The following is a 16712-nucleotide window of genomic DNA, read 5'->3' as shown; positions in this document are numbered from 1 at the left end:
ATGAGTGTCAAAGAGCTGCGGTTGGTCGTGACGGCGGAGGACTACGACGAGGCGGTGACGTTCTACCGCGACGTACTCGGGCTGCCCGAGCGGGCGTCGTACTCCTCGGAGAACGGGCGGGTGGTGATCCTCGAGGTCGAGCGGGCGACGCTGGAGATCGCGGACCCGGGGCAGGCCGAGTTCATCGACGAGGTCGAGGTCGGCCGACGGGTGGCCGGGAAGTACCGGGTGGCGTTCGAGGTCGAGGACTCGGCCGCGACCACGCAGCGGCTCGCCGACGCCGGCGCGACCGTCGTCGCGGCACCGACCCGGACGCCGTGGAACTCGTTGAACGCCCGCCTGGAGACACCCGGCGGCATCCAGCTCACGCTGTTCACCGAGCTTGACCTCAAGTGAACTGGAAGTGTTGAGGTAGCGCACATGTGGAACATCGAGAGCCTCGACCTGGACGCCTACCTCGCCCGGATCGGCCACGACCGGGTCGCCCCGTCCGCGGACGCATTACGCAGCCTGCATCGCGCGCATGTGCTCGCGATCCCGTTCGAGAACATCGACGTGATCCTCGGGACGCATCCGGGGATCACGCTCGACGCGATCCAGGCCAAGCTGGTCGGACGGCAGCGTGGCGGGTACTGCTACGAGCACGCCCTGCTGTTCGGCGCCGCGCTTGAGCAGCTCGGCTTCGACGTCGTACGGCGGGTCGCGCGGGTCCAACCACACAAGTCCGGCCCGCGGACGCACGCACTGCTGAAGGTCGGGGCCGACGGGCAGGAGTTCCTCGCGGACGTCGGGTTCGGCGCCGGTCAGCTCTACCCGACTCCGTTGAAGGACGGCGCGGTCATCGACCAGGCCGGCTGGGACCATCGCCTGACGCTCGACGGCGACCTTTGGACGCTGTCGAAGCAGACCGCGGACGGCTGGGTCCCGCAACACGCGTCCAACGACGAGCCGGTCCGCCCGATCGACTACGAGGTCTACCACCACTACGTCTCCACGCATCCGAACTCGCCGTTCACCGGCCGCCCCGTCGTGATGCGCGTCGCCGACGGCGTCGTACGACGACTGGTCGGTGACACTCTCACGGTCGAACACGCCGACGGCCGTACGACGGAACGCGCGGTCCCGCCGCGGGATCTTCCGGACGTGCTCGCCTCCCTCGATGTCGTCCTCAGCGAGGAAGAGATCGACCGCCTCGAACTCGTCTGACGGGGGGCTTCGGCCTCACGCTCCCTTGGGCAGCGTGAGGATCTCGGCGCCGTCCTCGGTGATGGCGATCGTGTGCTCGCTGTGCGCCGTCCGGCAGCCGGTCGCGCTGCGCAGCGTCCACCCGTCGTCATCGGTGACGAGCTCAGCGGTGTCGGCCATCACCCACGGCTCCAGGGCGAGCAGCAGGCCAGGCCGCAACTTGTACCCACGGCCGGGCCGTCCGGTGTTCGACACGTGCGGGTCCTGGTGCATCGTCGAGCCGATGCCGTGGCCGCCGAACTCGACGTTGATCGAGTACCCCGCGTCGCCGAGGACCGTGCCGATCGCATGCGAGAGGTCGCCGATCCGAGCCCCCGGCCCGGCAGCGGCGATGCCCGCAGCCAGGGCGCGCTCGGTCGCGGTGATCAGCGCGACGCTCTCCGCGGGCCTCGAGTCGCCGACGATGAAGCTGATCGCGGAGTCGGCGGCGACGCCGCCCAGCAGGACGGCGAGGTCGAGACTCAGAAGGTCGCCGTCGGCAAGCTGGTAGTCGAACGGCAAGCCGTGCAGTACGGCGTCGTTGACCGCCGTGCAGATGTAGTGGCCGAACGGCCCGCGCCCGAAGGACGGCTCGTAGTCCACGTAGCAGGACTGCGCTCCGGCCTCGACGATCATCTCCTGCGCCCACCGGTCGATGTCCAGGAGGTTGGTGCCGACCGCGCTCCGGCTCTTGAGGGTCTGCAGGATGCCGGCGACCAGCGCGCCGGTGTCCTTCGCGCGGGCGACTTCGGTGGGGCTGAGGATCTCGATCATGCGGGCGTCCTTCTCGCGATACCAATAACTATACCGGCCATACTATCCCGGTATTAGAATCGGTTCATGGTCAGGTTGCCGCTCACTCCCGCGGACGTCGAGCGCGGGCAACGCCTCGGCGCCCTGCTGCGCCGGGCGCGCGGGGAGCGATCGATGCTCGCGACCGCGCTCGACGCGCACGTCTCACCCGAGACCCTACGGAAGATCGAGTCCGGCCGGGTCGCGACGCCGGCCTTCTCGACCATCGCCGCGATCGCCGACGTTCTCGGCCTCTCCCTCGACGAGGTGTGGGCCGAGATCAACCCGCCCGACCGCGGCAAGGCACCGGCCCGTTCCGGTCACACCGCCCGCGAGCGGTTCGCCTCGTAGGTCTCGCTGCGGAAGGACGCCCCCAACTCGGGGCCGAGTCCGAAGTAGTGACGGAAGTTGTAGACGAGCGGCTCCCACGCCCGCGGGTCGACGTACGACGTCCCGGGGACGACGATCCGCTCGTCCGCGTGCACCCGCAGGACCCGGGCCTGCGCGATCAGGAAGTTGCCCTCAGCATCCAACTCCGAGTGCACGACCGACGCCTCGAACTGCAACGGACACTCGGCGACCCGCGGCGGTACGACGCATTCGGACGCGACCGGGGTGAGCCCGGCAGCGGCGAACTTCTCGCGCTCGTGCCGGAAGCGCGCCCGTTTGTGGTCCGGCACCGGAGTACGCCCGGTCAGGTCGGCGATGCGTTCGACCGCCTGCCACTGCTCGGGCGACGGGTAGTTGATCACGACCTCGGGCCGGGCCCGCAGATTGACGGCCGTCTGCCCGGACATTCCGACCCCGAGTACTACGACGTCCCCGAGTGCCCAAGCGGACGACATCGGTGCGAGGTTCACGGTGCCGTCCTCATTGCTCGTACTGAGCAGGGCGACGGGCGTACCGACGTACAGGATGGAAGGTTCGATCGTCAGGTGGGTCACGTCGATCGACGCTATGCACCGGACGGTTAGGTGGGTGCCGAACTGTCGCGGCGGCATGATGGGGGTATGACTGCCGAAGGTGTGGAGCTGGCCGGCTGGGCGCGAATGCTGGCCGACGGAACACGCGCGACGGTCTGTCTGGCACTGCTCGACGGGCGGGCGTGGACCGCGAGCGAACTGGCCAAGGTCGCGAAGGTGTCGAGGCCGACGATCAGCGAGCACCTCAACGTGCTGGTCATGGGTGGGCTGTTGACCGAGGTTCGCCAGGGGCGGCACCGGTACGTGCGACTTGCCGGACCGGACACTGCCGAGTTGATCGAAGGGCTTGCGGCGCTGGCGCCACGGCGTACCGAAGTCGCGAACAGTTTGTCGGCGGTGAGTAAGCGGGACGCGTTCGCACGGGCCCGGACCTGCTACGACCATCTGGCCGGGAAGCTCGGCGTCGCACTCGCCGACGCGATGACCGAACGCGGCCTGATCGAATGGTCCGACGGGATCGCGATGACGCCGGAAGGCCAAGCCTGGTTGGAAGATCTCGGTATCACGGTCGAGGCGCGCCGCGGCCGGCCCGCCGTCCGATCCTGTCTGGACGTCACCGAACGGCGACCACATATCGCCGGTGCGGTCGGAGCGGCGCTGTGTGCGCACGCACTCCGGCACGGCTGGGTGACACATATCCCGGGCGGTCGCGCGTTGAAGGTCGACGGCGCGGTACGGGAGTTCGGGTTGCCGAGCGGCGTCGTCCGGACTCTGAGAAGTGCGTGAGGAACACGCTCTCAGGAGGCGCTCAGCGGCGATTGCACCTAGCCTTCGGCCATGACTGAGTTCGAGCCCGGCACCGATCTGGTGTCCCGACTCCCTCTGCCCAGCCATGTGATCGTCCTTGCGGACGGCCAGTGGCGTCGCGGCTGGCTGATCGGCCGCGACCACGAGGAGTCGGGATGGACCGCTCTGGTGCAGTACGAGGGCGACGACGGACACGAGCGGACGGAACGCCTCCCGGCGGACCGGATCGCTCTCCCCGAGTCGAACGGCCCGACTGAGAAAGCGTCCTAGGGAGGGAACGCGACGCGAAGGGCCCCCGGGTGGACATCACCGGGGGCCCTTCGCGTCGTAACGCTGCCTGGCGCCTCATGAGCATCGAGAACCTCGGCCCAGGCCCTTCGGGCGGACGACCTGGGACGAGATCCTCAGTGGCGTTACACACGGTGTATCGCCTGTGACGGCCCGAGTGTTACAGGTTTGCCCAAGTTTCTTACGAACCGATCACGGCGCCGCGCTGCCCGCGAAGCACCCGGACGAACGGCGACCCCGGTGCACGTCCCTGAACACCGGGGTCTCGATCGGTGGCCTCTCGAGCGACCGCCGTTCTTGACCTCCCCAGTGCCCCGACCCGGCGTAGTCATGCGCTCTCAGAAATGAACGGCCAGCACCACTCGGCCGGTTTCCGAGCTGCGGATGTCCAGGGCCCGGATCTCACTGCGCTTCAACTTCGTGGTGGCCGCCGGTTTCACCGTGGTCCCCGGCGAGGAGGTCCAGCTCGCGATCAGCTGAACCTTGCCCGAGGCATCTGTGACGTACAACTCATACCCGCGCGTGCGTTCGCTCGGCGTCGCGAGTTCGTCGTACCGGCAGCTGATCTCGATCGTCGTCCCCCAGGGCTCGGGGACCAGGCGGGCGTCGGCGGACAGTTTGCTGTTGACCGTCTGGGCCAGGACGACGTAATCGCCCTTCGGCTGGTCGCGGGTGAGTGGGATCGCGATCACCACACCGATCGCGGCGGCGGCGACCGCGATCCCGGTGGTCAGGGCACCGAAGCGCAGCCGCTGCTTACGGCGGTCGCGCTGGACGCTGCGGGCCAGGCCGGGCAGCAGGTTCGGCGGGTCGACGGTGACGGTGGCCAGCGCCCGGTCGGCCGGCAGCGCGGCGAGCGCCCCGGGGACGCCGGCCAGGGACGCCACGTCGGCCGAGCACTCGGCACAGGTCTGCAGATGCTCCTCGTACGCGCGGCGGTCCGTCGTCGACAACGCGCCGAGCAGGTACGCCGCGTCCCACTCCCGGAACGGGTCATTCACTGACTCGTCACCCCCTTCTCCTGCAGCGCGAGCTTCAGCGCCCGCAGCCCGTAGTGCAGCCGCGACTTCACGGTGCCCGACGGGATGTCCAACTCCTCGGCGATATCGGTGACCGTACGGCGTCCGTAGTACGCGCGCACGATCACCTGCCGATGTTCCTCCGACAACTGCGCCAGCGACTCCGCCACCAGCCAGGCATCCAGTACGGCGTTCGCGTGGTCGGCGCTCGGGTTCTCGGGAAGGTCGTCACTGGCAACCTCCCGGCTGACCCGGGCACTGCGCCGGTCGTCGATGACCAGGTTGCGCGCCACCGTGAACAGCCAGGCCCGGGCCCCCGCCTCGTCCTCGGACAGGATGTGCGGCCGCCGCCACGCCCGGAGCAGGGTCTCCTGGACGACGTCCTCGGCGAGCCGGTCGTCACCGGTGAGCCGGACGACGAACCGCCACAGCGCGGGAGCGTGCACGTCGTGCAGCTCGCGCAGCAGCGCCGCCCGGTCGTCGGCCATCGGCGCTCCTGCTCTGTCGGACATTCGGGATCAGTCGGTGGCCGCGGTCGCTCGTACGGGTTCCTTGGCTGCCCGCTCCACCGACCAGGCACCGTTGCCCAGGAAAGCGATCAGCAGGAAGGCGAAGCAGAACAGCGCCGCCTTCTCGCCACCATTCTGCACAGGTAGCAAAGCAGACTCCTGATGCACGGTGAAGTACGCGAACGCCATCGAGCCCGAACACAGCAGCGCGGCGTACCGGGTGCCGAGCCCGATCATCACCAGCGCACCGCCGACGGCCTGGATCAGCGACGCCCACCAGGACGGCCAGACGAGCAGCCCGACCTGCTCGGTCCCGAGGACGCCGAACAACGCGGCCGCGCCGTGGGTCGCGAACAGGAACCCGACGACGATCCGGAAGACACCAGTCACTTCTCTCTGAAAACGCTCCAGCACCTGCACAGGGCCTCACTCCTTGGGGCGGTTGTGGTCTGTGCTTGGTTCGAACGATTGAACGCTCCACTTGGTTCAACGCTGCGTGAAGCGAAGATCACACTCCGAATCGATTGTCTTCCGGGTGGCGAATTGGTACCCGCGCGCCGCGACGAGCAGCCCGGCGCCCCAGACGACGTACGCCGGGACCGCGACCCAAAAGAAGCTGTCCGGGAGACCCACGTCGCCGTAGACCGGTTCACCCTGGAGCGCGGCGACGACCATCTGGATCAGACCGACACCGAAGTACGCCGTCATGCCGACGCCGATCGTGAACCCGGGAAGGAGCAGCAACCACCGCGGGAACCGGCGGCCGATCGGATGCGCGAGGAGAAACGGCAGAACTGTCCCGACCATCAGGAACCCGCCTTCGAACAGCATCAGCGACAAGTTGCCGCCGTACGGCGTCTGGTTGAAGCCGACCGCTGCTTGAGCGGCCAGCCTGGTCAGGCAGCCGACCGCCGCTGCGACCGCGCCGGCTGTCGAAAGCCAACTGGGCCAGGGCTTGGGGATCGGCTGATGGGCTCTGGCCGTGAGGGCGAGGAGGACGGCGCCGGCGACGGCGGCTAGGCGGGTGAGCATTCCGAGCGGATCGAAGGGAATGCCCAGACCCGGCAGAATCGCGGCGACGACATCGAGGAGCAGGAATCCGGCGGCTGCGACCCAGCCGGCGGCGAGTGCCCAGAGCAACTTTGGGTGGATCTTCAGTACGGCCACTGCGGTGATCAGGCAAGCAGCGACGGCTGCCCAGTTCGGGATCAGCAGATCGTCACCGGGCAACTTCCACCCGGGCGCATGACCCGTCGCGAACCAGACCCGCAGACCGCCGTACGCGATCGCCCATGCCAGCACTGCTCGCCTCATGCAGACAGTCTGTTGAGCCATGGCGGCGGCCGGATCACCCGCGGGAGGGAACGGGCTCCATCGTCAGCGTGACGCGGGCAGTCAGCGTGACGCGGGCAGTCAGCGTGACGCGTGCAGGTTGTGCAGGATGCGGATGAACGTCTTGCGGTCGGCTGCCGAGAGCGAGTCGAGGACGCTCTCCTCGCGCGACTGGATGTCCTTGCGGACGGCACGGCGTACCCGGCGGCCTTGGGTGGTGATCGAGAGCAGCCGGACGCGGCGGTCGTCGGGGTCGGGGGTGCGGTCGATCAGGCCGGCCTTCTGCAGCTCGTCGAGGGTGCCGATGATGCGGGACTTGTCCGCACCGATCGCCTCGGCGAGGGCGGCCTGGGTGCGGACCGGGGTCTCGTCCAGCGCAGTGAGCACCGAGTAGCCCCACATCGACACCTCGTGCGCGGCGAGCACCGGCATCTCGAGCGCGATCAGCTCCCGCACCAGCGGATACAGCATCGCTGCCAGATCGGGACGCTCGGTGGCCATGTTCGAAAAGGTAGCACTGGCGCAATCATATGCTGACACTTACGATAAGCGCATGCCTACTATTGACTACATCGCACTCGACGCCGAAGCCGTCCGCGTCAGCATCGACATCGCCGGCACCGCGACCACCGCCGACCTCGCCCGGCCGACCCCGTGCCGGGCCTGGACCCTGTACGGCCTGCTCGCCCACATGGCCACCCAGCACTACGGGTTCGCCGCCGCATCCCGCGGCGAGTCCGACCCCGCGATCTGGAAACTCCGCGACCTCGGCGACGACCCGGTCAAGGCGTACATCGCGTCCGCCGAACACGTCCTCGACGCCTTCGCCCAACCCGGCGTGGCGGACCGCACGTTCACGCTCGCCGAGTTCGGCCCCGACGCGTCGTTCCCCGGCGCCCAGGCCGTGAGCTTCCACTTCATCGACTACATCGTCCACAGCTGGGACGTCGCGGCCGCCCTCGGCACGACGGTCTCCTTCACCCCTGAAACCCTCGATGCCGCCGAAGCCGTAGCCCAGGTCGTCCCCACCGGCGAGGTCCGCACCACCCCAGGTACGCCGTTCGCCCCCGCCATCCCGTGGTCCGGCCCCGACCCCCTCGCCCGCATCCTCACCCACCTCGGCCGCAACCCCACCTGGCCGAACTGAGCCCAGCCCTACCCGATCAGCCCTACTCGATCAGCCGAACTCGATCAGCCGTGCCCGATCAGGCGTGCCGGGATGGCGCGGGCCTGGTCGGCGACCAGGCTGCGCCGGAAGTCGACCTTGGCTGCGACGCTGCGCGGGCCGCGACTCCAGAGTGGCCCGCGACGACGTTCCGCGGCGGCGACCAGGTCGGCCGCGATGTCGACCAACTGGTCCCCGGTGCTTGCCGCCAGCCGGATCTGCGCCAGCGAGTACGGGCTGTACCGATTGCCGGTGACCTGCTGGATCTTGGCCGCGATCAAGGCGGCGCGTTCCGCCTCGACACTCGGCCGGATCGGGCGGTTCGCATCCCAGGTCTGGTCCGTCAGGTTGCGTCCGTTGAGCGGGTCGTGGTGCAGGACCGAGGCGCTCATGGGGATGTTCATCGGACCGCCACGTCGCAGATGGGGATCGACACCTAGCTCGTGCGAGGCATCGGCGTACTCCGAGAGCGTGCTCGAGATGGCGAGCAGGACTTCGGTGAGCTGGCTGAGGTCGGTCGGTTGGTGCGTGTCGTAGCGCTTCAGGACGCGTTGGTGTTCGGCGTCCAGGTCTTCGAGGCGGGCCAGCAGCCGGCTGAGCTCGGTGGACGGGTGGTCGTCGCGGCGCTCGGACTCGATGAACCGGCCGAGGTCGGTCGTCGGGGCAGGTCGGCTGCGCGGCGGCAAGCCGTGGACGACGTCCTCGAGGCGGGCCACCCGGAAGGCGGCGTCGGTGGCCGCGGCCTGCTCCCGATCGAGTTGGGTGGCGGCGCGTCGCTCGGCCGCGCGATCCCGCTCGTCGAAGTCCGCCCTGACCCCCATCCGGCGCCGCAGGTACTTGGCGTAATAGCTGAACGGCAGGGACGCGGCGGTGATTGCGGCGAACCCGAGGTACGAGGGATCGACGTGGAAGCGGAACACCATCAGTGCGGACAGTCCGACACCGGCGGCGGCGATCGAGGCGGCACCGACGGCGTACCACCGCCGGTTCGTGGTGGCTTCGCGTTCGGGGTGGACGACTGGCGACCAGGGCCGCAGCGACGGAATGCCGATCGTGCCGAGTGACGGATTCGCCAGCAGGGCATCCAGTCGGGCGAGGACGGGGTCGGCCGTCTGCTCGACGCGCTTCTGGACCTCGGTGCGCAAGAGCTCCAGCCAGTTGTGCATGCGGCGGTCGAAGGCGTGCCGGTTCGCCTGGGCGTGGAAGAACTCGACGACGCCGGAGACGACACTGGTCGCGCCGACCCGGAGCACCGCTTCCAGCAGAGTGGCGGTGGAGGTGGCGAGCTGATGCTTCGCGGCGAGGCCGACTGCCCGGTAGACCATCGGCACGACGCCCAGCAGCACCTCCCGAAAGGCGAACGGTAGCTTGCCTGGGACGACGCCGCGGCCGAGATGATCTGCGAACGGGGCCACGGCGAGCGACGGCAGCTGGATCGCGGAGTCGCCGTACTGCTTGCCCAGGGCCTGTAGCCGGACGAGTTCGTCGGCGGCGCGACGGAGCTCGCCGATGAACTGCCGCCGGCTGCGGTGGTAGAAGTCGCGGATCCGGCGCTCGTCGTCCAACCTCGCCTGGATCCGGGCGAAGGCATACTGCGCGGAGCCGAAGACACCGGCGGCCACCCCGATCCCGGCCGCGAAGACCATCGGCGACAGGTGCAGCGGCGACGCGACCACCACGATCGGCGCCGCTGCGACGGCGACCGAGATCGTGCTCTGCGCCGCGAAGGTCCACCACGGCACCACCGACGGTGGCGCCTCCACCGCGGGCGGCGTCACTTCGGGCCGCGGCGCGTCCGGTTGATCTGTCGGCATCACCTGTCCGGTGTGTTCGGCGGCCGAGGCGAGGACTCGCCGGCCCGCGGTGCGGATCTCGCGGTCGATCTCTGCTCGGCGGATGGATTGGAAACGTTCGATCTGTTCCTGGCGGTAGTTCCTCCGGGCCGTGATCACGAGGTCCTCGAGCACGGCGACGTACCGGCTGAGGGCCGCGCGCAACGGAACGGCGATCGCTCCGCCGACGAAGATCGTGGTGGCGAGCAAGCCGCCGTCCTGTTGTCCGGCGATGACGAGCGCCGTCGCAGTACTGGCCGGCATGATCTCCGCGAAGGTGAAGCACATCTCGGCACCCAGATCCGGGAGCCATTGGCCGGCGAAGCGATTCATCCGCTGGAGCATCCCTGGTTCGATCTCGGCCACGGCGGTCGCGAGATCGTGCGGGAGCGCCGCCCGGAGATCGTCGTGGTCGATCACGCCGAGCGCATCCGCCATCTCGGCGAACTGCCGCGCGGCCCGGCGACGCTGCCGCCAGGACTCGGCGTTCTGCCACTGGTCGACGAGTCCGCGCAGCCTGTCGAACAACCCAGCTACAGCGTGCTGATCGGCCTGCTGGGGCGTGAACTGGGCCGGAGTCAGGTTCCCGAGCGCAGCGGCGGCGGCCGGTCCGTGCGCCGTGACGAGCGATTTGAGGACGGGCATGTCGCGCAGCGTCTTCTCTCGGCTCGCGGACTCCCCCGGACCGACAGCGACGTCCGGCTGGTTCGCGAAATGCTGGAACAGCCTGTGCAGGAAGCGATCCACGGTCGGATCCGAAGCAACCTTCGCGCGGGCTCCGCCGGGCAACTCCTTCGTCCCGAGGAGCCCGGGCTTCGTCGCCCGGTCCTCCTGTTTGTCGACCCAGGGCACGAGGGTGTCTGCGACCCAGGCGCGGACACGACTGCGGTGCAGGACCTCCTCGACCCGCAGTTGCAGACCGATCGGCAGCGGCGGCCCCTGCCGCTTACTCATGTGATCGAGTAGCAGACGCAACTCCTTCCGAAGGCGGTACGGCGACCCGCCGCGCTCGATCTGCTCGACCAAGTAACCGACCTCGGCCTGTCGTCCGGCTCGTTCCTGGTCGTCGGACGACTGCCCGCCGTACGCCGACATCACGGCGGCGACCGCATGGGCGATCGCTCGCCCGGCGACCTCGTCACTGGCCTGCGGCGAGAGCGTGATCCGGGCCCAGTCGCCCTCCCGAGCGGTCCGTTCCCAGCGAACCGGGCCCGCGTCTGTGAAGGTGCTGGACACGTCGAGGTCGATCGTGATCTTCTCCCCATCGCGCAGGGTGATCGTGATCTGTTTCCCGGAAAGGCCGATCGCCAGCACGTCGGCACGAATCGTTCTGACCGCCCTGGCGATTTGCGGGAGCGCATGGTGGACAGCGGCGCGTACCGCGGGCTCGTCCGGCGTACCGCGCCCGTCGCCACGGAACTCGCTGCGGTGAATGCTGCCAGCACCTCCGCGAGGCTGGTCCTGATGCTCGCGGAACAGCCGGGAACGTTCCGGGAGGCTGTCGTTGACGACCGGCCGGTTGGCGCGGACGGCTCGGAGGAGGAGGCGGAGGATCCGGTACACCGGGGCCAGCTCGTGTTTGTGGCGGGCGATCTCCAGCGTTTCGTTGTCAATGGCACCGACATGGACGAGGAGGGGTCCGATCCGCGTCGCGAGCAAGGCGTTGAAGACCCCGACGATGCGTCGCGGCACGCCGTCCTCCACCACGCGAGCGAGGAACTCCTCGTCACGGACATCACTCGGCTGATCGACGTACAACTCGTCGATCTCGGCGGAGAGCTCCGGGAGCAGGGCGCGGAGCCGGTGGACGATGGCGAGCAGATCGGCCCGTGTCCGCGCGCTGAACAGGTGCCAGGCGTAGTGCCCGATCACCTCGTGCCACACGGTCGCGGCGACATCCGCCGGCGACGTGTGATTCCGCGCGGACAGGTAGACCACGCCGATACCGTTGTCCATCCGGAAGTACCCGGGTCGCGGGGCGGTCGTCGGCGGGATGCCGTACTTGTCAGCGAGCTCGTCGTTGTTCGCCGCGACCACGAACCTCAGCGTGATGTTGTCAGGTAGCCGCAGGCGGGCCCGTACGGCGTCCAGCGCTTGCTGTACCGCGTCCACGGTCAGCCCGCCTTCATCGGCCGTCAGCCCGCCCACGTCGACGGGGTCCGCCAGCCGGCGTTCGCGATCCCGAGCCCGGCGCGCGTTCTCGATGGCGGCTGCGATCAGTCGGTCGCGGATGTTCCGGCTCTCCTCGCTGAGTCCGCGCGCGGCGAGGTACTCGTGGAACATCGGATCGTCGACGAACGGCAGGACGTCCTCACAGTCGATGACCCGGAAGTTCCCGTTGTCGGGGTCGATCAGCGGCTGCAGTTCGCCGTCGGAGTCGTACGCTGCTTTGCCCAGTCGGCGCAGGTACTGGTGCAGTTGCAGCACGGTGTTGAACGTGACGGCCTCGCGAGCGCGCGTGTACTCGGCGGCCGCGGCCGGATCGGACGGCGCGGAATCGTGCACCATCGCGCCCTGCACCCGCCCCATGGCCAGGCCGATGTACGTTGTGTCGCCGATCCTTGCCCGGACCAGCCCGTACGGCGTCGGCCCGTAGCCGGTCCCCGCCGCGGCGACGAGTCCGTTGAACTCCTGAGCGATCAGCTTGCGCAGTCGGTCGCCTTCCGGACCGACGCCTTCGGGGAACAGCTTGGTGATCCACTCGACCCCGTCCCGGACGATCGCGTACACGGCGTGCTCGTCCAGCGTGGACACCTTGCCGCGGCGGCCGCTGACACTCATCTTCTCCGGCAGCGACGTGAGTTCGCCCAGGTCCGTGGCGTCGTCCCAGGAGTGCGACGCCCCGCCCTCCACGTCCTGCTCCTGCGGCGAGCCGAGCACCTGTGCCCCGAGCTCGATCGCTCGGTCGAAGAGCGCGTTGTAGTCGTTCCACCCTTCGATCTCGGCGAGCAGTTCCGCGGGCCCGAGCTCACGCAGCCCCGGGCTCTCCAGCACGACCCGCAACCCTTCGACCAGCACCGGGTCGCCACCGGCCAACCGCAGGATGGCTTCCCGAATCCGCAGTTGCTCGGCCGCGGACAAGCCCTGGTACGCCGCAACACCTCGCAACACAGCGGGCACCACATCGTCCTCGCGCGGCCCGGGAGCCTCGTCCGACGGACCCCGGAGCCTGGCCCTCCCCGAGTCGTCCACACCCGACGACGGCCGGCGACGGATGATGCGAGGCGGGGACTTGGGGGGAGCTGCGTTCGGCGCGGAGGTGTTCGGCGCGGAGGTGTTCGGCGCGGAGGTGCTGGGCGTGGTGGTGCTGGGCGTTGTGTTGTCGAGTTGGGTTTCGGCCCAGGTGAGCCAGGCGTTGAGGGTGGTCAGTGCAGGGTCCTGCGGGCCCGTGACGGGGCGGGTGCCGTCCACGTCGTACGCGCGGAAGCGGCCGTCGGGGGTGATGGCGAACTGCAGGTCGCCCGGGAGGACATGGTTCTCGAGGGCGAAGGCGCGGAGGGCTCGGAGGCTGTCGACGGTTGCCTGGGTGGGCAGGCCGGGACGGGTGACGCGTGAGTCCGGGTCGGGCGCTTCCTCGTCGAGGATCTCGTGGCTGCTGGCCTCGAAGCGGTCGACCACGATCGCGTCGCGACCGAACAAGGTGATGTGGGCGTGGATCGGCGCGATCACGTCCTCACCGCCGGGGAGGGCGCGGAGCTTGTTGGTCTGGTCGATCTCGGCAGCGAGGGAGACGCCGGGGTGGGCGACCAGGACGACCTTGTCGAAGAACGCGAACGCCGTCTTCGAACGCCCGGCCCCCAGGCGCGGCCCGAGGTTTGCCTCACTCACCTCGACCTCGATCCCGTGCGCCGACGTGGCGCGCGGTTTGCGGACCAGCTTGCCGTCCTCCGGCACGACGACCCCGTCGGGCCGCGCCGCACGGTCGTCGGTGGGGGTGAGTACCTCGGTTCCGTCCGAGGACCGGAGTACGACGTCCTGACCGGTGATGTCGGCGAGCTTCTGGGCCAGGGCGGTGGCGGCCGCACTCCGCTGGTCGACGACGATCTCCGGGTTCGCGCGACGCGCGAGGGTGGCGAGCTCGTGCGGGGTGACCGCACGATCGCCGTACAGCAGGTGATTGTCATCGGCAACGAAAGCCCGGTCCCGTCCGCCGGGGAGCTGCGGATGTACGCCGCCACGCCGCAGGCCGGCGAAGGCGCGGCGGGCCCGGGACGGGCGCGCAGGCCCAGCCGGGTCCAGCTCGGGCGCGCCACCGCGGACAACGGTCGCACCGCCCCCGTCTGTGGAGGTACCTGCAGTCGGCGGCGCGACCGGAGCGACCGGGGGCGGCGCAGGTGAGGCCTGGGCTGCGAGAACTGGCGCGACCTCGATCGGCTGATCGGTCGACGTTGGTGTCTGAGCGGTTGTGGCGGACTGCGCGAGAGCTGCGGCAGGTTGCGGTGACGCGGTATCCGGCGAGCTCGGGGCGGCCGCCGGTGGGGCGGCCTCTGCCGACTGGGCGGTCTGAGCCGACGGGCTGCCTTGGACCGACGGATCCGCAGGAAGCGACGGGTCGGAGGACCGTGAAGCTGGGCTGGAAGGGCTAGAAGCGGTTGGCTCGGTGGCCTCGGTGACTTCGTGGTCGGTGTTGTCACCCGGGCCGTTGTCCGCCGGCGGCGTAGATTGTCCTGCAGGGTCGCGGCGGAGGGCTTGCTCCTGCTCGGTACGGGATTGCTGGGAGACGGAAGCGGCCACGCCGACCTGGGCCGATGCGCGGCCGGCGGCCGTCCACGGAGTGGTTGAGGTCAAAGGAGCCACAGCGGACTGACCAACGGTGCCCGCCGCTGAAACCTGGGATGCCGCCTGCGACGAGTTCTGGGCAGCGTTCTGGCCGAGGTTCGCCGCGGCGTTGTGGGCAAGGCCGGGTGCGGTCTCCTGGGAGAGGTCCGCCGTCGTGCTGTGGTTGACGGACGGGGAATGGAGCACGCCGCCATCGGGACCTGCCGGTGGGTGCCCGCCGGGCAGGGCCGAGATGAGTTTGTGGCCGACGTACTCGCCGACCGCCTCTCCGATGGATTCGAGCGGGCCGTGCACATCACTGGCCGTGGAACCGCGGGCGGCCCCGTGGGCGCCGGCGATCCAGGCGTCCTGCAGAGACGGGGTGTGCCAGCCCTCGCCGAAACCCAGCGACGTGAGTGAGCTCGCCAGCGGTGAGGTGATCGCGTTGTTTCCGAACGTTCGCGCCAGTTTCCCGATCGGCACCTTCGCTAGGCCGATCCCGAGACCGTGCGACAGGGGTACGCCGACCACAGCACCCGCCGCGGTCATCGCCGTACCCCGCCAATCCCAGTCGTGCGTCATGACGAACCGCTGCTGGGAGTCCAACTGGGGTTGGCCGTCGCTGTTGACGGCGAGTCGGCGGTCCTGGCCGGTCAGCTTGCCCCACCAGCCTGCCACCGCGTGCGGGATGAGCTCGTCGGCGAGCTCACCGCCGACGACGCCCAGTACCTTGGGTACCATCTCGCGACTGAAGACGAACTTGGTGGTCTGCTTGGTGCCGGCCGTCAGCATTTCGAGCAGCATCTTCTGCTGCAGCTTCCGCGCCTCCCGGTTCACCAGCTTCTTCAGCATCAGCAGCAGCAGCTGTTTGACGCCTTCCTGCCCGATCTTGCGAATCAGCGTGCCGAGGATCGGCCCGACCCCGGCGAGGATCGTGATCCAGCTGACGATGCCGATGATCAGCAACTCGCGTTTGGTCCGGACGACGGTGTCCCCCATCGTCCGGAGGAACTCGGCCACGTATCCCGCCGAGTCGGCGAGTGTCGCCGGACCCTGGAAATCCTTGTTGCGCGCATACCGTTTCAGGAAGTCCTCGAGTGCCGCTCCGGCTTCTCCGTGGTACGCCGCCCCGAACCCGTTCGCGGCGGTGTCGATCCGGCCCGGCAGCGCCTCGGTCAGGTACTTCTTGCACAGGTCGTACTGGTCCGCGAGCGCATAGAGCTTGTCCTCATCGGCCTGCGGCTCGTACCCGCCTTCCAGGATCGCCTTCAGCCACCCCGGCAGATGCCAGCCCACTGTCAGGCCTCCGGAGTGGGCGTCATCGCCCAGCCCTCGGCGGTCCGGGTGAGTCCGAGCGCCGTCCCCTGGACCTGCCGGGACGCGTCGTCGTCGGTCGCCTTCGCGTTCTGGCCGCACGCCGACATCTGGTCACCGCGGCCGACCAGGTGGGTCTCGATCGCCTTGCCGAACGCCGCGAACGTGTCGGCATGGCTGTTCACCCAGCCGCTGCTGATCTGCTGGCCGTAGTCGTCGTGCCCGGCGGCCGCCTCGATCACCTCCTTGGTCAACCCGCCCAGCAGGCGCCACAGCTCGCGACCCGCGTCGTACCCGGTGGTCCGGCAGATATCAGCCGCCCGCGCCACCCCGAGCTGATCGACCTCGATCCGGTCAGTCATCGAAGGTCTCCCGGAAGGTGTCGTACGCCGTGGTCATCTTGGCGGCTGCGGCGGCGTGGGCCTGGCCGAGGGTCGCGACGACCGTCGCGGCGAGCTGTTGTGGGTCCTGGTCGCGGTAGATGCCGGGGTCGAACTCGATCGCACGGATCTCGCCCCGGCCGGTCACCGTGACCTTGACGAGGCGGTCAGGTGACACCGCGGACGCGACGGTCTCGTCGAAGGCACGGTCCAGCACGCCCGCCGCATCGGTCAGCTGCTCCAGGCCGCTGTCCAGGCCGAGCGCCGCCATTTCCTTGGCCAGGTTGAGCTCTGTCTCACCCGCGGTGAACTTCGACATGTCCATGATCGACACCTCCGAGTACCTAGCGTCGGTGCTCGGTGATGTGC

At 69.2% G+C, this 16712-nt stretch carries 16 protein-coding genes; 6 read left to right on the top strand and 10 right to left on the bottom strand.

Annotated elements, in window-relative coordinates; genetic code table 11:
• Together AC0662_RS12225 and AC0662_RS12220 are read left to right on the top strand one after the other, a co-directional pair.
• Positions 1–396, top strand: a complete 396-nt coding sequence (locus AC0662_RS12225) for a VOC family protein (protein ID WP_478300343.1) — start codon at positions 1–3, stop codon at positions 394–396.
• A gap of 24 nt (positions 397–420) precedes the next feature.
• A complete protein-coding gene (locus tag AC0662_RS12220) occupies positions 421–1206 on the top strand; it encodes an arylamine N-acetyltransferase family protein (protein ID WP_452197312.1) in 786 nt (261 codons plus the stop codon).
• 15 nt (positions 1207–1221) lie between these two features.
• On the opposite strand, the gene map is transcribed toward AC0662_RS12220, so the two are convergent.
• Entirely contained in the window at positions 1222–1998 is a 777-nt protein-coding gene (map, locus tag AC0662_RS12215) for a type I methionyl aminopeptidase (protein ID WP_478300341.1), read from the bottom strand.
• 66 nt (positions 1999–2064) lie between these two features.
• Here map and AC0662_RS12210 point away from each other — a divergent pair, with 66 nt between their 5' ends.
• Positions 2065–2367: a helix-turn-helix domain-containing protein gene (locus AC0662_RS12210; protein WP_452197310.1), complete on the top strand. Its 303-nt coding sequence runs from the start codon at positions 2065–2067 to the stop codon at positions 2365–2367.
• Here the strand turns inward: AC0662_RS12210 and AC0662_RS12205 are convergent.
• Positions 2337–2960 (bottom strand): flavin reductase family protein, encoded by a 624-nt coding sequence (locus tag AC0662_RS12205; RefSeq protein WP_478300338.1) that lies wholly within the window; start codon positions 2958–2960, stop codon positions 2337–2339. The two genes, AC0662_RS12210 and AC0662_RS12205, sit on opposite strands and share 31 nt — an antisense overlap.
• A 66-nt stretch (positions 2961–3026) precedes the next feature.
• Here AC0662_RS12205 and AC0662_RS12200 point away from each other — a divergent pair, with 66 nt between their 5' ends.
• Together AC0662_RS12200 and AC0662_RS12195 are read left to right on the top strand one after the other, a co-directional pair.
• Positions 3027–3725: an ArsR/SmtB family transcription factor gene (locus tag AC0662_RS12200; protein ID WP_478300336.1), complete on the top strand. Its 699-nt coding sequence runs from the start codon at positions 3027–3029 to the stop codon at positions 3723–3725.
• Between the two features lie 51 nt (positions 3726–3776).
• Positions 3777–4016 (top strand): hypothetical protein, encoded by a 240-nt coding sequence (locus tag AC0662_RS12195; protein WP_452197307.1) that lies wholly within the window; start codon positions 3777–3779, stop codon positions 4014–4016.
• A 356-nt stretch (positions 4017–4372) separates the two neighbouring features.
• On the opposite strand, the gene AC0662_RS12190 is transcribed toward AC0662_RS12195, so the two are convergent.
• The 5 genes from AC0662_RS12190 to AC0662_RS12170 all read right to left on the bottom strand — a co-directional run bounded on the left by AC0662_RS12190 (position 4373) and on the right by AC0662_RS12170 (position 7395).
• Positions 4373–5035: an anti-sigma factor family protein gene (locus AC0662_RS12190; protein WP_478300334.1), complete on the bottom strand. Its 663-nt coding sequence runs from the start codon at positions 5033–5035 to the stop codon at positions 4373–4375.
• Entirely contained in the window at positions 5032–5541 is a 510-nt protein-coding gene (locus AC0662_RS12185; protein WP_452197305.1) for a sigma-70 family RNA polymerase sigma factor, read from the bottom strand. The genes AC0662_RS12190 and AC0662_RS12185 overlap by 4 nt, the downstream gene beginning before the upstream one ends.
• A gap of 30 nt (positions 5542–5571) precedes the next feature.
• Entirely contained in the window at positions 5572–5952 is a 381-nt protein-coding gene (locus AC0662_RS12180; protein WP_478300332.1) for a DoxX family protein, read from the bottom strand.
• A 96-nt stretch (positions 5953–6048) separates the two neighbouring features.
• Complete coding sequence (locus AC0662_RS12175) at positions 6049–6876, bottom strand: hypothetical protein (protein WP_478300330.1); 828 nt, start codon at positions 6874–6876, stop codon at positions 6049–6051.
• Positions 6877–6975: 99 nt separating this feature from the next.
• The gene (locus AC0662_RS12170) at positions 6976–7395 is read right to left on the bottom strand and encodes a MarR family winged helix-turn-helix transcriptional regulator (RefSeq protein ID WP_452197302.1); all 420 of its coding nucleotides are present in this window, start codon (positions 7393–7395) and stop codon (positions 6976–6978) included.
• Between the two features lie 52 nt (positions 7396–7447).
• Here AC0662_RS12170 and AC0662_RS12165 point away from each other — a divergent pair, with 52 nt between their 5' ends.
• Entirely contained in the window at positions 7448–8041 is a 594-nt protein-coding gene (locus AC0662_RS12165) for a TIGR03086 family metal-binding protein (protein WP_478300327.1), read from the top strand.
• 44 nt (positions 8042–8085) lie between these two features.
• On the opposite strand, the gene AC0662_RS12160 is transcribed toward AC0662_RS12165, so the two are convergent.
• From AC0662_RS12160 to AC0662_RS12150, 3 genes are read right to left on the bottom strand one after another with little or no spacing between them, the layout of a single operon-like run.
• Entirely contained in the window at positions 8086–15945 is a 7860-nt protein-coding gene (locus tag AC0662_RS12160; protein WP_478300325.1) for a WXG100-like domain-containing protein, read from the bottom strand.
• A 2-nt stretch (positions 15946–15947) separates the two neighbouring features.
• Complete coding sequence (locus tag AC0662_RS12155; protein WP_452197299.1) at positions 15948–16325, bottom strand: hypothetical protein; 378 nt, start codon at positions 16323–16325, stop codon at positions 15948–15950.
• Positions 16318–16668, bottom strand: a complete 351-nt coding sequence (locus tag AC0662_RS12150; protein ID WP_452197298.1) for a YbaB/EbfC family nucleoid-associated protein — start codon at positions 16666–16668, stop codon at positions 16318–16320. The genes AC0662_RS12155 and AC0662_RS12150 overlap by 8 nt, the downstream gene beginning before the upstream one ends.
• Positions 16669–16712 lie beyond the last annotated feature (44 nt).

The organism is Kribbella sp. NPDC043289, assembly GCF_056436705.1.
Note: the sequence above shows the minus strand (reverse complement) of the source record. Positions and strands in the feature narration are given on the sequence as shown.